The sequence below is a fragment of the Paenibacillus sp. FSL P4-0127 genome (assembly GCF_038007325.1).
GTDB lineage: Bacteria > Bacillota > Bacilli > Paenibacillales > Paenibacillaceae > Fontibacillus > Fontibacillus macerans.
This window is the reverse complement of the sequence record NZ_JBBOWY010000002.1, coordinates 455762-470523: the sequence shown is the minus strand read 5'-3', so window position 1 is coordinate 470523 and position 14762 is coordinate 455762. Positions and strand designations below refer to the sequence as shown.

Below are 14762 nucleotides of genomic sequence, written 5' to 3'. Positions count from 1 at the left end.
CTGATCTACCCAATCAATCTGATCCATTCGATCCTTCCGGCTCATCTGATCCTTCTGATCCATTCGATCCATCGTCCTCCCTCCTATCGCCGTTCTTCGCCTTGTACGGCTTCTGCGACAATCGCCGCGATATCCTGATTGCTGAAGCCGAGCTCCTGCATCCCGCCGATGAAGCGGTCAAGCAATTCGCCGGCCATTTCTTTTTTGATCGTCATAATTTTCGATTCCTCGCTGGTCACATATCTTCCGAGTCCGCGTTTCGTTTCCACGACGGCTTCACGCTCCAATTCCTGAAAAGTCCGCTGCACGGTATTCGGGTTGATTTGCAGTTCGGCTGCCAATTCTCGCACGGAGGGGATTTTGTCCCCGGCCTTCAACTTGCCGGTAACAATCTCCTTTTTCAAATAGTTCATGATTTGCAAATAAATCGGCAGATTGTTGTCGAATTCGATGCCCACGTTCGGGTCAGCTCCTTTCCGCCATTATGCCCTCGGCGGCGTCTTAATTTGATGGGGCGGCATTCCGTGGATTCCGTGGATTCCGTGGATTCCGTGGATTCCGTGGATTAAGCTCAAGCCCGCCGGCTTCGGGAATTTCGCTCCCCGCATTGGTTGCAGCACATGATCACTCCCTTAATGTATCAGTGTTATAGTTAAATAGTACACTAGTGAATTGGGATTGTAAAGCCCTTTTTCGAATGCGTGTTCAAAAAGCTGGGTTTTCAGGACCGAAGCTTATGCTTCCGAAGTGCGCTTTTTCAAAACGCTTTAGTTGGATGAAGCTAGGAACTGAGTAGCGGAGCTAAACGTTTTCGTAGCAAACGGCTTCGGAAATATAGGCTTGGTTTGGGTACGTGAGCAACTGAAATGTTTCCGGAGAAAAAATGCGTCGTAAGCATATGCTTGACCCGGCTAAATTCAAGATTCGACGTCGAATCTTCTTCATGAACGGCTTCGTCATGGAAAGATGACTTTTTGAACAACCTCTAAAAAAATAAAAAAACCTTCCCCGACTATTTGTCAGAGAAGGCTGGATGCCACATTATAAAGGCCGATCGCCTTATTTTTCGCTGCTCCATCACCTAGCGTTGCATTAACTTTGCTTAAGATTTCCCGGAACTACTACTGGCCCGGACTGCTGGCCGGAACTGCTGGCCGGAACTGTTACCTGGAAATCTAACGGTTGGATCAGCGGCTATTTACCAAAAAAAGCTCTTTTCAAAATTCTAGCGGTTGTGACAGCCGTTATTTGCCTGAATCTAAGCAAAAAGGGCCGGATTCAAGTGAAATAAGCCCCGTGGCAACCGTTACAATTTAAAATCAACTTTTTTGGAGCAAATAGCGCCTGTAGCATCCGTTAGAGTATCAGTGCAACTGGAAAATGTATCTTGTCAGATCAGATTTAATGCAACGATAGTGCCGCCTCATTGGATTTATCTAATAGAATCGAAAATTGGGTAGAAAGACAGTACCCTGATTGGATATTTCCAATAGATTGGGCCAGGCAGGGTACAAAACAGGCGACTTAAGCGAAATCTATTGGATATTTCCAACGAGCGCTCAAAATGGCGGTAGATTCCCGTCATTCTATTGGATTTTTCCAATCAAGGGGGAGTTTAATTTGCAAGAAACCATCAAATCAGCAAATTAAACAGGTTCAAGTCCCGGTTGAGCTCGGTATAGGCGATGCCTTTCGAGGCCATTCTGCCGATCAGCGCTTCGTAATCCGCCTTGTCGCTCAGCTCGATGCCGACCAGGGCCGGGCCGTTTTCCTTGTTGTGCTTTTTCGTATATTCGAACCGGGTGATGTCGTCGTTCGGGCCCAGCACCTGCTCCAGGAACTCGCGCAGGGCGCCGGCGCGCTGCGGGAAGTTGATCAGGAAATAATGCTTCAGCCCCTCGTAGATCAACGAGCGCTCCTTCATTTCCTGCATCCGGTCGATGTCGTTGTTCCCGCCGCTGATGATGCAGACGACGTTTTTGCCGCGGATTTGGTCGCGGTACATGTCGAGTGCGGATACCGGCAGCGCGCCTGCCGGCTCCACAACGATAGCGCTGTCGTTGTACAGCTCCAAAATCGTCGTGCACGCCTTGCCCTCCGGCACCTGAACGATATCGTCGAGGATCTTCGCGCAGATTTCGTAATTCAAATCGCCCACGCGTTTGACCGCCGCACCGTCCACGAACTTGTCGATCGCTTCCAGCGTCACCACTTGCTTCTGTTTTAGCGCTTCCGTCATCGAAGCCGCGCCCGCAGGTTCGACCCCGATCACTTTCGTCTGCGGGCTGACCGTTTTCAAATACGTGCCCACGCCCGACACCAAGCCCCCGCCGCCGATCGTCACAAACACATAGTCGGCCGGCACATTGAGGCTCTCCATGATCTCCATGCCGATCGTCCCGTTGCCGGCGACGATTTTCGGGTCATCAAACGGGTGGATGAACGTCATTCCGCCCTCGGTGCACGCTTTCATCGCTTCTTCATAAGCGTCGTCGTACGTGTCGCCGGTCAGCACAACCTCGACATGGTCGCCGCCAAAGCGTTTTACCTGCTTAACTTTCTGGTTTGGCGTCGTGCTTGGCATAAAAATTTTGCCCCGGATTCCCAGCGCGTTGCAGGAAAAAGCCACGCCCTGCGCATGGTTGCCGGCGCTCGCGCAAACGATCCCCCGCTGCAAATCCTCCGGCTGGAGGCTGCGGATCATATTGTAGGCCCCGCGGATTTTAAAAGAACGCACGACCTGGAGATCTTCTCTTTTTAAATATACGTTGCAGCCGTATCTTAACGATAACGTTGCATCCAGCTGCAGCGGAGTCCGCACCACAACCTCGCTCAGCACATGATGCGCTTTGACGATATCTTCCATACCTACCGTTTGGCGTTCCGCCTGCTTCATCGCTTTCTCCTCACTTTGGCTCGATTTCTCTCATTCTTATAAAAGTACACCCAAAACCGCTTTCCGTTCAAGTCATTTTCCGATGTAAAAGTGGAAATCCCCGCCAACGAGCAAACTGCAAAAAAGCCTCCCCGGCAGATCCGGCGTATGAGCCGGCAGGCCGGAGAGGCTTAGAGTGGGCGGATCAGTCTTTTTTCGGAATCAAACGGTCATCGGTATGTCCCTTGGAGTTTTTCTCCTGAGCAAGCTCTTTAAGCTCCCACTCCATCGTCCCGTACACCGGATCGGACGGGAATTCCCCGCCCTTCCGCAAGTACTCCTCGCGCCCCAGCTCGTCCCGGTATACGCCGCTCACTTCCACTTCTTCACGCGATACCGGAAGCATTTCCTTCATTTTGTCGCTCATGATGATGCCGCCTCCCGCAATCAGAGAATGACAGGGACTATAATCCCCATTCTCCCTTAACATGCGCGAAAAAAGAGCGGATTATCCTCGCGCGCCCCGTAAGGCGGATCCTCTTCCAATACCGCCGCTATACGAGGGCCTTGGCGGCGATATCCGTACGGTTGTGCTTGCCCTCGAACGTGATCCGCTCCGCAGCTTGATAAGCCTTGTCCCGCGCTTCGGCGATCGATTGGCCAAGTCCGACGACGCCCAGAACGCGGCCGCCGTTCGTGACCCATTCCCCGGCTTCGTTGCGGGCCGTTCCGGCATGGAACACGAGGGCCTCCCGCACCTCATCCAAGCCTGCAATCGGCAGGCCTTTCGGATAGGAAGCCGGATAACCGCCAGAAGCCAGCACAACGCACACGGCCGCTTCATCGCTCCACTCGATTTCCGCCTGATCCAAGGTGCCGTTCACCGCCGCCAGAAAAATATCGAGCAGATCGCTTTTCAGCCGCGGCAGCACGACCTGGGTTTCCGGATCGCCGAAGCGGGCGTTGAATTCGATCGTCTTCGGCTTGCCGTCCGGCGTAATCATCAGCCCGGCGAACAACACGCCGCGGAACGGCCGGCCCTCGGCCACCATCGCCTTGGCCGTCGGTTTGATGATCGTTTCGACCGCTTCTTCAATGATGCCGGAGGCGATGTGCGGCAGCGGGGAATAGGTGCCCATGCCGCCCGTGTTCGGCCCTTTGTCGCCGTCGTAAACCTGCTTGTGATCCTGCGCCGCCGCCATCGGCCGCACCGTTTCCCCGTCCACGAACGACAGGATCGACATTTCCTGGCCTTCAAGGTATTCCTCGATGACAACCTGGCTGCCGGACTCGCCGAACACCTTCTCGACCATAATATCCTTTAAAGCGGCTTCCGCCTGTTCGCTGGTGAAAGCGACCGTCACGCCTTTGCCTGCCGCCAGCCCGTCCGCCTTGATGACGATCGGCACCGGCCGGCTGCGCAAATACGCCAATGCCGGCTCATAGCTGTCGAACTTCTCGTAAGCCGCTGTCGGAATGCCGTATTTTTTCAGCAAATCCTTCATAAACGTTTTGCTGCCTTCGATATGCGCGGCGTTTTTGCGCGGACCGAACACCGGAATATTCTTAGCCTCGAACACGTCGACAATGCCATCGGCCAGCGGATCGTCAGGCCCGACCACGACCAAGCCGACGCCCTTCTCCTCGGCAAACGCGGCCAGCCTGTCGAATTCATGCACCTGAATCGGAACGAGTTCGGCCACCTGGCCGATCCCGGCGTTGCCCGGGGCGCAATAAAGCTTGCCGGCTTTGGGGCTTTTCGCCAAACTCCAGCAAATCGCATGCTCGCGCCCGCCCCCGCCAATCACCAATATATCCATTTGTGATCTCCTCCTTGATAGCCCGCAAGCGGACCGTAATGACGCTAATCACTCATTTCCCCCGCGTATAATCCGAAAAACGGCAGGCCGCCGCACGCCGCAGCGGTCTGCCGTTTGGAGCCGAGGCTTAATGTTTGAAATGGCGGACGCCGGTAAATACCATGGCGATGCCGTACTCGTTCGCGACCTTGATCGACTCCTCGTCCTTAACCGAGCCGCCAGGCTGAATAACCGCCGTAATGCCGGCCTTGGCCGCCGCTTCCAGCGTATCGCCCATCGGGAAAAACGCATCCGAGGCCAACACGCTGCCTTTCGACTTTTCTCCGGCCTGCTCAATGGCGATTTTCGCCGCACCGACGCGGTTCATCTGACCGGCGCCGACGCCGATCGTCATATCGTCCTTGGCCAGTACGATCGCATTGGATTTCACATGCTTAACTACTTTCCAGCCGAACAGCAGCTGCTTGAGTTCTTCCTCGGTTGGCTTGCGGTCGGTGACGACCTGCAGATCGGATTCCTTCAGCACATGAACATCGCTCTCCTGAACGACCATGCCGCCGTCGATCGAAGTCACGACAAACTGGCTGCTGCGTTTGCTGCCGAGCTCCAGGCCGCCGAGCTTCAAGAGGCGGATGTTTTTCTTTTTCGTCAAAATGTCCAGCGCTTCCTCGGTAAAACCCGGCGCCAAAATGATCTCCAGGAAAATCTCCTTAAGCAGCGCCGCCGTATCGGCATCGATGATGCGGTTGGCGGCGACGATGCCGCCGAAGATCGACACCGGATCAGCCTCATACGCTTTTTGATAGGCCTCCAAAATGCTGGAGCCTACGCCTACCCCGCAAGGGTTCATATGCTTCACCGCAACGACAGCCGGCTCCTCGAATTCTTTCACGATTTGCAGCGCCGCGTTGGCGTCATTGATGTTGTTGTAGGACAATTCCTTGCCGTGCAGTTGCTCCGCATTGGTCAACGTATCCGCCGCGGCCAGCGGTTTGCGGTAGAACGCCGCTTGTTGGTGCGGATTTTCGCCGTAGCGCAAATCCTGGATTTTCTCATAGGTCACGGTGTAGCGTTCCGGCAGCGGATCGCCGGTCACCTTCGACAAATAATCGGAAATCAGGGCATCGTAAGCCGCCGTATGGCGGAAAACTTTGGCCGCAAGCCGTTTGCGCGTGTCCAGCGTCGTATCCCCGCCCGCGCGGATTTCCGCAAGAACCGTGCCGTAATCGGCCGCATCGACGACCACGCTGACGAAGGCGTGGTTTTTGGCCGCCGAACGCAGCATGGTCGGCCCGCCGATGTCGATATTTTCAATCGCATCCTCATAACTCACGTCCGGCTTGGCGATCGTCTCCTGGAACGGATACAGGTTAACAACGACCAGGTCGATGTAATCCAGACCCAGCTCCTTCATTTGGGCCTGATGCTCTTCGCTGTCGCGGATCGCCAGCAGCCCGCTGTGGACGGCCGGGTGCAGCGTTTTAACGCGTCCGTCCAAAATTTCCGGAAAACCGGTCACATCGGAAATGCCGATCACCGGCACTCCTTCCTTCGACAGCAGGTTTTTTGTTCCCCCCGTCGAAATGATCTCCACGCCCAACTGCGACAGCTCGCGGCAAAAATCCACGATCCCCGTTTTATCCGACACGCTTACCAGCGCTCTTTTGATACTCAAAATCGGCCCCTCCTTTTAATTTGGCGAATCATGCCCGATATTTCTCGGGAAATATCGAAACCCCTGCGCACTTTATGTCCTATAAAAGTATGCCCTATTGTTCCTCATCCGACAGAACCGTCACTTTCCGGCCGTTCACCTTAATACGGCTTTTGGCAAACCACGACACGACTTGCGGGTATAACTGCTGTTCCGCGGCATGGATTCTGGCCTCCAGCGACTCCAGGGTATCCGAGGCGAGAATCTCCACCGGTTCTTGGGCGATGACAGCGCCCGTATCCATTCCCCCGTCGACCAAATGCACCGTTATCCCAGTCACTTTAACGCCGTAGTCCCACGCTTGCCCGATCGCGTTTTTGCCCGGAAAAGCCGGAAGCAGCGAAGGATGGATGTTGATCATTTTCCCGGCGTAAGGCTCCACCAGCACCGGGGTCAACAGCCGCATATACCCGGCCAAAACGACCAGGTCGATCTGCCGCTTGTCCAGCTCCGCGGCAACTTCCGCCTCATAATCTTCCCGCCGCGCATAGTCCTTAGGTTGAAAAAGAAAACAGTCGACCCCGGCCTTGCGGGCCCGTTCAACGACGGGCGCCTGCGGTTTGTCGCACACCAGCAGCACGATGTCTGCGCCAAGCGTTCCCGCCCGGGAAGCATCCAGCAAATTTTGAAAATTGCTGCCCTGCCCGGAGGCGAACACTGCGATCCGAAAACCCGCCGCCATTACACGTCCGCCCCCGCAAACGTCACTTCCCGGCGGCCTGCGGTCACTTTGCCGATGACGTACGGGCTTTCGCCGGCCTCGCCCAGCGTTTGCAGGGCTGCCTCCGCCTGATCGGCGGCAACGATGATGACCAGCCCGATCCCCATGTTGAAGGTGGTGAACATGTCGCGGCTGCTGACGCTGCCCTTTTGCTGCAAAAGCTCAAAGATCGGCAAAATCGGCCACGAGCCGGATTCGATCTCCACATTTACGCCTTCCGGCAGCACGCGCGGGATATTTTCGATAAATCCGCCGCCCGTAATGTGCGCCATGCCTTTGACGTCGACCCGCTCGAGCAGGGAAAGCACCGGCTTCACGTACAGCTTGGTCGGCGTCAGCAGCACCTCGCCAAGCTTCTGCCCGCCCAGCTCCGGCAGCGTATCCTGCAGGCTGTATCCGGCCTCCTCCAGCAGCAGCTTGCGCACCAGCGAAAAACCGTTGCTGTGCACGCCGCTGGAAGCGAGGCCGATCACCGTATCGCCGGGAGCGATGGTGCTGCCGTTGACGATTTTGCGCTTGTCGACGACGCCGACGGTGAAGCCGGCGATGTCGTATTCGCCTTCGCCGTACATGCCCGGCATTTCGGCGGTTTCGCCGCCGATCAGCGCGCAGCCGGACTGGCTGCAGCCTTCGGCGATCCCGGCGACGATCGCCTCGATTTTCTCAGGAACGACCTTGTCGCAGGCGAGGTAATCTAGGAAAAACAGCGGCTCCGCGCCCTGCACGACGATGTCGTTGACGCACATCGCTACCGCGTCGATGCCGATCGTATCGTGCTTATCCATCGCAAACGCGATTTTCAGCTTGGTGCCCACGCCGTCCGTCCCGGAGACCAGAACCGGCTCCTCATATTTGTCTTTGTTCAATCCGAACAAAGCCCCGAAGCCGCCCAGATCCGTCATCACTTCCGGACGAAACGTTCGCTTGACGTGTTTTTTCATCCGCTCCACGGCTTCATTCCCGGCCGCAATATCGACGCCGGCGTTTTTGTATGCTTCTGACACGAGAAGGACACACTCCTTAGGTTTATTTTTTGGAGGACATGCGTTTCTTTGTAACCGCAAAATCAACTAGACTACATCCAGACTAAACCAAGCTAACGGTTGCCACAGCCGCTATTTGAGCCATTTACGCTGATTTCGGATTCTAACGGTTGCCATCGTGCTTATTTCGCTTAACTCCGGCTACTTATGCCCAAATCAAGACAAATAACGGCGCTGACAACCGTTAGAATTACGGCAGGCGATAGTACCGATTCGAAAACCTCGTTGCAGGAAAGCTCGAAAGGGCCACCGCAATCGCTATCCGAGCAGCTCAATCGCCAGCACGTTCAGCTAAATCACCGCGGGAGTAGTAAAGGGCCACCGCGAGTAGCTCATATCCCTCGCCGCTGTCTGCTCTTATTGGAAAAATCCAATAGATTGACAGACATCGAACTTAATTTTGAGCCTTCATTGGAAAAATCCAATAGATTTCGCTCAAAAGTCCATTTTCCGTCATACCGAGGCCAATCTATTGGAAATATCCAATCAAGCTACCATATTTACTATTCATTTTCCATTCTATTGGATATTTCCAATCAGAGGACTCATCATGAGCATATCCCGCAAATCTCATTGAATTATCCAATGTGGCCCACCTAAGCAGCACAATCAACTCTGATCGACGTACCCACCTTAAGCTTATGCTGTTTCGAAAATATTTTATCATGTGAAATAATTGTTGCGACCCTATCAATGGTTGGGCGGCCTAAAGCCAGTGCTAACGGATCCAGTCGACACAGACCGGAACACAACTTCGCCCTAACCGCCAACCGCTGCGTTATACGCCACATGAAGTTTTACCAGCCCTCATAGACTGTGAGCAACCGGCAAGACGCCCGCTTAGCACGTACACCCGTATTTCTCTTCCCCGTCAAAATCCGTCCGCGTCGGGTAATCATTGTCAAAGCAGGCCATGCAGAGGCCGCCTTTATAATCCCCGGAGTTGCCGCCGCCTACCGCCCGGATCAAGCCCTCAGGGCTCAAAAACTCCAGTGTGTCCGCACCGATCTCCCGGCAAATTTCGTCAACGGATTTGTACGAAGCGATCAACTCGCCGCGGTCCGGGGTGTCGATCCCGTAGAAGCACGGGTTTTTGAACGGCGGCGAAGTGATCCGCACATGCACCTCCGTCGCCCCGGCCTCGCGCAGCAGACCCACGATCCGCCGTGAGGTCGTGCCGCGGACGATCGAATCGTCGATCATCACCACGCGTTTGCCTTCCACGACCCGGCGCACCGCGCTCAGCTTCATCTTCACGCCCTGCTCGCGCAGCTCCTGGCTTGGCTGGATGAACGTCCGGCCGGTGTATTTGTTTTTGATCAGACCAAGCTCGTAAGGGATGCCGGTCTGCTCCGCGTAGCCGATGGCAGCGGAGATGCTGGAGTCGGGCACGCCGGTCACGACGTCCGCGTCGACAAAAGACTCCTGCGCCATCACTTGCCCCATCCGCTTGCGGCTCGCGTGCAGATTCGAGCCGTTCATGTCGCTGTCCGGACGCGCGAAGTAGATGTATTCCATCGCGCACAACGCCTTGCGCTGCGGCTCGGTATAACGGTCTTCGTGCAGACCGTTGCCGTCCAGCACCAGCATTTCGCCCGGCTGGATTTCGCGGATCGTCTCCGCGCCGATCACCTCGAACGCGCACGTCTCGGACGAGAACAGATACGCGTCGCCGAGCCGGCCCATCGTCAGCGGCCGCAGCCCGTTGGGATCGCTGGCGGCGATCAGCTTGTCGTTCGTCAGCAGCAGGAAGGCGAAGCCGCCGACCAGTTGCCCCAGCGCGTCCTTCGCCGCTTCGACAAAATCCTTCGGCGACCGCGCGATCAGATGCGCGATCACCTCCGTGTCGCTTGTCGTCTGAAAGATCGAGCCGCTTTGCTCCAGCTCGCGGCGGATTTTCGGCGCGTTCACGATATTGCCGTTCGTCGCCACCGCCAAATCCCCGTCGCGGTATTTGAAAATCAGCGGCTGCGCGTTCGTCAGCCGGCTGTCCCCGCTCGTCGAATACCGTACATGCCCGATCGAGCGGTCTCCGGCCAGCGAAGCGAGCTTGTCCCGGTCAAACACTTCCTTGACAAGCCCCATGCCGCGGTGGTAATTGAACTCCGATCCGTCCGTCACGCACATCCCGGCGCTTTCTTCGCCCCGGTGCTGCAGCGCATGCAGGCCGTAATAAGAAAGGGAAGCGGCTTCGGGATGACCGAACACGCCGAACACGCCGCACTCCTCCCGCAACGTGTCGAACGGATCCGCATGTCCCGCGCCTTCGTTGTAATATGCTCCTGTCCAAAGTCCGCGCGGCATTATTTCATCAGACATGGAATGACATCCTCCCAGACGCGTTTCAACTGCTCGACCGGCTTGTTCAGCACGGAAGCCCCGTCCACTGCAATGGCCAGCCCGGCGCCCCCGGCAGCCGCGCCCGCTACGGAACCGATCCGCGCAACCGGCACGCCGCGCTCCGCGATGAGCCGCTCCAGCGCATCCGCTTTATCCGGCGATGCCGACAGCAAAATCCGTGACTGCGACTCGCTGAACAGCAAAACATCCGCACGCAGCCCGCCGCTTGCCACATCGACGTTCGCGCCCAAACCGCCGCTGATGCACGATTCCGCCAGCGCTGCGGCCAGCCCGCCTTCGGACAGATCGTGAGCCGAACGTACCAGCCCGCCTTGAATCGCTTCAAGCACAGCGCCCAGCAGCTTTTTCTCGACTGCCAGATCCAGCTGCGGCGGACGCCCCTCAACGACGCCATGCACGACCGCTTGGAACTCGCTGCCGCCAAGCTCCGCCTTCGTTTCGCCGAGCAGGAAAATCACGTCTCCCTCGGACTTGAAGCCCTGGGTCGTAATATGGTCCACATCGTGCACGAGTCCCACCATGCCGACGACCGGCGTCGGGTAAATCGCGCCTTTGGCGTTTTCGTTGTACAAGCTGACGTTCCCGCCGATGACCGGCGTATCCAGCTCGCGGCAAGCTTCCGCCATGCCGTCTACGGCCCGCTCCATCTGCCAGAAAATATCCGGCTTCTCCGGGCTGCCGAAATTCAGGTTGTCCGTAATCGCCAGCGGCTCGGCTCCGGAGCACACGATGTTGCGCGCCGCTTCGCTGACCGCGATGCGTCCGCCCACCTCCGGATCGAGGTACACGAACCGGCCGTTGCAGTCGGTCGTCATCGCCAGCGCCTTGCGCGTCCCGTGGACCGTCACGACCGCCGCGTCCGAGCCCGGACGAACCGCCGTGCCGGTGCGCACCATGTAGTCGTACTGATCATAGACCCAGGCTTTGCTTGCGACCGAAGGCGAAGACAACACTTGCTCAAGCGCCCCGCCCAGATCGCGGACCTCTTCATACCGCAGCGTATCCACCGTGGCGTTCTGCTCATAATAAGCCGGCACCGCCGAAGGCTTGTCATAAATCGGACATTCGTCCACGAGCGCCTTCACCGGCATATCGCCAACCAGCTCACCGTGATGGAACAGCTTCAGCCGCCCGTCGTCCGTCACCTTGCCGACCTTCGCGCAGATCACGCCCCAGCGCTCAAAAATCTCCCGCGCCTGCGCCTCATCCTTCGGCTCAACGACGAACAGCATCCGTTCCTGCGATTCCGACAGCATCATTTCGTAAGCGGTCATGCCCTCTTCGCGCTGCGGCACCTGATCGAGATACAGCTCCAGACCGTTGCCGGCCTTGCTCGCCATCTCCGCGCTGGAGCATGTCAGCCCGGCCGCGCCCATATCCTGAATCCCCAGCACGATGCCGGTGTCGATCAGTTCGAGGCAGGCTTCCATGACCAGCTTTTCCATAAACGGATCGCCGACCTGTACCGCCGTCCGCTTCGCTTCCGACTCCTCCGTCAGCTCCTCCGACGCAAACGTCGCGCCGTGGATGCCGTCACGTCCCGTTGGCGGGCCAACGTAAAACACCGGGTTGCCCACGCCCTTGGCGACGCCGCGCTGGATTTTATCGTGATCGATCAGCCCAACGCACATCGCGTTGACAAGCGGGTTCCCTTCATAGCTTTCGTCAAACACTACTTCCCCGCCGACCGTCGGGATGCCGATGCAGTTGCCGTACCCGGCGATCCCGGACACGACATGCTCGAACAAATATTTCACGCGCTCGCTTTCCAGCTTGCCGAAACGCAGAGAGTTAAGCAGCGCAACCGGTCTTGCCCCCATCGAAAAAATATCGCGGATAATCCCGCCCACGCCCGTTGCGGCCCCCTGATAAGGTTCAACCGCGGAAGGGTGGTTATGGCTTTCGATTTTAAACACAACCGCCTGGTTGTCGCCGATATCGACGATTCCCGCGCCCTCGCCCGGCCCCATCAGGACACGCGGTCCGCTGGTGGGAAAACGGCGCAGCAGCGGCTTCGAATTTTTGTAGGCGCAGTGCTCGGACCACATGACGCTGAACACGCCGATTTCCGTATAGTTCGGCTTACGGCCGAGAAAACCGCAGATCAGCTCGTATTCGCCATCCGAAACGCCCATCTGTTTGTAAATTTTCTGCTCCGCAATTTGCTCTGCATTCGGTTCCTTAGCTGACACTTGCTGACTCATGCCGATCCCTCCAAGCCTTCAAAATGGATGTAAACATTTTTTTGCCGTCCGTAGAGCCGAGCAGGGCGTTCACCGCACGCTCCGGATGCGGCATCATGCCGACCACGTTGCCGCGTTCATTGGAAATACCGGCGATATCGTCCACCGACCCGTTCGGGTTATTCACATACCGGAAAATAATCTGGTTGTTTTGCCGCAGCCGGGCTAAGGTTTCTTCATCACAATAATAATTGCCTTCGCCGTGGGCGATCGGAATCGTAATCTCTTCGCCCGGCGCGTACAGCGACGTAAACGGATTTGCGTTGTTTTCGACCCTCAGCACCGTATCATGGCAGCGGAATTTCAGCGACATGTTGCGGCGCAGCGTCCCCGGCAGCAGCCCGGCTTCCGTCAAAATCTGAAATCCGTTGCAGATGCCGAGAACATATTTGCCTTCCTCCGCGGCTTTGGCCACCTCGGACATCACGGGCGCGAACCGGGAAATCGCCCCGCAGCGCAAGTAATCGCCATAGGAAAAGCCCCCGGGAACCAGGATGCAGTCGTACGCGGAAAGATCCGCCGCCGTATGCCACACGTAATCGACGGGTTCGCCCAAAGCTTCCTCCACCGCTTTATAACAGTCGATATCACAGTTGGAACCGGGAAATACGAGTACCGCGAATTTCATCGATTCAGCCCTCCAATTCAAAACGGTAATCTTCAACCACCGTATTGGCCAGCAGCTTCTCGCACATTGCCTTGACGCGGGCTTCCGCCTCAAAGCGGTCGTTCGTGTCCAGCGTAAGCTCCATATATTTGCCGATGCGGACGCTCTCCACTTCCTTGAAGCCCATCGAATGAAGCGCTCCCTGCACCGCTACTCCTTGCGGATCCAGTACGCTTTGCTTGATCGTGACATAAACGTTCGCTTTAATCATGTTCCTCGTATTCCTCCTATTGTTTGGACTTATGCAGCTGTTTGGACTTAATCGCCCCGCCGCTTGCGTTTCTTTTCCGCCTGCCTGTTCCCTACTCTAACTCGTACCCGGTCAGCCGCCGGTAAATATCGCGGTAACGCCGGGTCGTCTCCTCAACCACATGCCCCGGCAGCGGATCGGGCCGGCTGTTCTTGTCCCAATCCGAACCGGCCAGGTAAGCGCGCACCGGCTCTTTGTCCATGCTGTCGATCTCGATATCCAGCGCGTATTTTTCCTTGGCCCAAAAACGCGACGCATCCGGCGTGAAAATCTCGTCGATCAAAATCAGCCTGCCGTCCACCAGCCCGAATTCCAGCTTGCAGTCGGCGAGCATGATGCCGCGCTCCTCGCAGTAGTCCCGAGCGAAAGCGTAAAGCTCCAGGCTGCGGCTGCGCAGCTGCTCCGCCAAATCCGCGCCGACCTTGTCCGCCATCTCCGCAAAGGAGATGTCCTCGTCATGGCCGACGTCGTTTTTCGCCGCCGGCGTAAAAATCGGCTCCGCCAGCTTGGCGTTTTTGCGCAGGCCCTCCGGCAGCTTGATGCCGTTGATCTCGCCGCTCTGCTCGTACTGCCGCCAGCCGCCGCCGGTGACGTAACCGCGCACCACGCATTCGATATCGATGCGTTCGGCTTTACGGGTGACCATCACGCGGTTTTTCAGCAGCGGCTTGTGCGCTTCGGGAACGACGTCCCCCAAAAGCTCCACATCCGCATGAATCACGTGATTCTCCAGCAGATGCTGCGTCTTGCCGAACCAGAACGCGCTCAGGCGGTTCAGCACATTGCCTTTGTCCGGCACCGCCGGCTCAAGCACATAGTCGAAAGCGGAAATACGGTCGGTCACGACGATCAAATAATGCTCGCCAAGGTCGTACAGCTCCCGCACTTTGCCTTTATACAGCAGCGGGGCGTTCACCAAATCCGCCGCCGTGGAAATTGCCGGTGATGACATGTCGCCGTCCTCCTCAAATTACGCTTATTGATTGCAATAACGGTATAAAAAGCAGCTATCCTCCGCGATTCAGCAAAATTCGCAATATAGCGGTAAAATGGGGCGCTATTTTCTTC

General features: G+C 56.8%; 12 protein-coding genes. All 12 read right to left on the bottom strand.

Annotation, left to right across the window (positions count from 1 at the left end; all coding sequences use genetic code 11):
- Nucleotides 1-83: 83 nt before the first annotated feature.
- Nucleotides 84-458 (bottom strand): GntR family transcriptional regulator, encoded by a 375-nt coding sequence (locus NYE74_RS28620; RefSeq protein ID WP_036625828.1) that lies wholly within the window; start codon nucleotides 456-458, stop codon nucleotides 84-86.
- A gap of 1175 nt (nucleotides 459-1633) precedes the next feature.
- On the bottom strand, nucleotides 1634-2896 hold the full coding sequence (gene ilvA / locus NYE74_RS28615) for a threonine ammonia-lyase IlvA (protein ID WP_124331921.1): 1263 nt from the start codon (nucleotides 2894-2896) through the stop codon (nucleotides 1634-1636).
- A gap of 184 nt (nucleotides 2897-3080) precedes the next feature.
- Nucleotides 3081-3302, bottom strand: a complete 222-nt coding sequence (locus NYE74_RS28610; RefSeq protein WP_036625832.1) for a hypothetical protein — start codon at nucleotides 3300-3302, stop codon at nucleotides 3081-3083.
- Nucleotides 3303-3429: 127 nt separating this feature from the next.
- Entirely contained in the window at nucleotides 3430-4695 is a 1266-nt protein-coding gene (purD, locus tag NYE74_RS28605) for a phosphoribosylamine--glycine ligase (protein ID WP_155620807.1), read from the bottom strand.
- Nucleotides 4696-4822: 127 nt separating this feature from the next.
- Nucleotides 4823-6370 (bottom strand): bifunctional phosphoribosylaminoimidazolecarboxamide formyltransferase/IMP cyclohydrolase, encoded by a 1548-nt coding sequence (gene purH, locus NYE74_RS28600; RefSeq protein ID WP_326044057.1) that lies wholly within the window; start codon nucleotides 6368-6370, stop codon nucleotides 4823-4825.
- 94 nt (nucleotides 6371-6464) lie between these two features.
- Entirely contained in the window at nucleotides 6465-7091 is a 627-nt protein-coding gene (gene purN / locus NYE74_RS28595) for a phosphoribosylglycinamide formyltransferase (RefSeq protein ID WP_036625839.1), read from the bottom strand.
- Nucleotides 7091-8134, bottom strand: coding sequence for a phosphoribosylformylglycinamidine cyclo-ligase (gene purM / locus NYE74_RS28590; protein WP_036625842.1), 1044 nt, complete (start codon nucleotides 8132-8134; stop codon nucleotides 7091-7093). Before purM ends, purN begins: the two co-directional genes overlap by 1 nt.
- An 879-nt stretch (nucleotides 8135-9013) precedes the next feature.
- Nucleotides 9014-10492, bottom strand: coding sequence for an amidophosphoribosyltransferase (gene purF, locus NYE74_RS28585; protein WP_341005383.1), 1479 nt, complete (start codon nucleotides 10490-10492; stop codon nucleotides 9014-9016).
- Entirely contained in the window at nucleotides 10477-12738 is a 2262-nt protein-coding gene (purL, locus tag NYE74_RS28580; RefSeq protein WP_341005382.1) for a phosphoribosylformylglycinamidine synthase subunit PurL, read from the bottom strand. The genes purF and purL overlap by 16 nt, the downstream gene beginning before the upstream one ends.
- Nucleotides 12716-13405: a phosphoribosylformylglycinamidine synthase subunit PurQ gene (gene purQ / locus NYE74_RS28575; protein ID WP_341005381.1), complete on the bottom strand. Its 690-nt coding sequence runs from the start codon at nucleotides 13403-13405 to the stop codon at nucleotides 12716-12718. The genes purL and purQ overlap by 23 nt, the downstream gene beginning before the upstream one ends.
- A 4-nt stretch (nucleotides 13406-13409) precedes the next feature.
- Entirely contained in the window at nucleotides 13410-13655 is a 246-nt protein-coding gene (purS, locus tag NYE74_RS28570) for a phosphoribosylformylglycinamidine synthase subunit PurS (protein WP_036625850.1), read from the bottom strand.
- Between the two features lie 91 nt (nucleotides 13656-13746).
- The gene (locus tag NYE74_RS28565; RefSeq protein WP_036625852.1) at nucleotides 13747-14646 is read right to left on the bottom strand and encodes a phosphoribosylaminoimidazolesuccinocarboxamide synthase; all 900 of its coding nucleotides are present in this window, start codon (nucleotides 14644-14646) and stop codon (nucleotides 13747-13749) included.
- Between the last annotated feature and the right edge of the window lie 116 nt (nucleotides 14647-14762).

Coding starts and splice junctions, on each gene's coding strand:
- purS (WP_036625850.1), bottom strand. CDS start 13,655: ATGATTAAAGCGAACGTTTATGTCACGATCAAGCAAAGCGTACTGGAT.
- NYE74_RS28565 (WP_036625852.1), bottom strand. CDS start 14,646: ATGTCATCACCGGCAATTTCCACGGCGGCGGATTTGGTGAACGCCCCG.
- purL (WP_341005382.1), bottom strand. CDS start 12,738: ATGAGTCAGCAAGTGTCAGCTAAGGAACCGAATGCAGAGCAAATTGCG.
- NYE74_RS28610 (WP_036625832.1), bottom strand. CDS start 3,302: ATGAGCGACAAAATGAAGGAAATGCTTCCGGTATCGCGTGAAGAAGTG.
- purN (WP_036625839.1), bottom strand. CDS start 7,091: ATGGCGGCGGGTTTTCGGATCGCAGTGTTCGCCTCCGGGCAGGGCAGC.
- purD (WP_155620807.1), bottom strand. CDS start 4,695: ATGGATATATTGGTGATTGGCGGGGGCGGGCGCGAGCATGCGATTTGC.
- purF (WP_341005383.1), bottom strand. CDS start 10,492: ATGTCTGATGAAATAATGCCGCGCGGACTTTGGACAGGAGCATATTAC.
- ilvA (WP_124331921.1), bottom strand. CDS start 2,896: ATGAAGCAGGCGGAACGCCAAACGGTAGGTATGGAAGATATCGTCAAA.
- purQ (WP_341005381.1), bottom strand. CDS start 13,405: ATGAAATTCGCGGTACTCGTATTTCCCGGTTCCAACTGTGATATCGAC.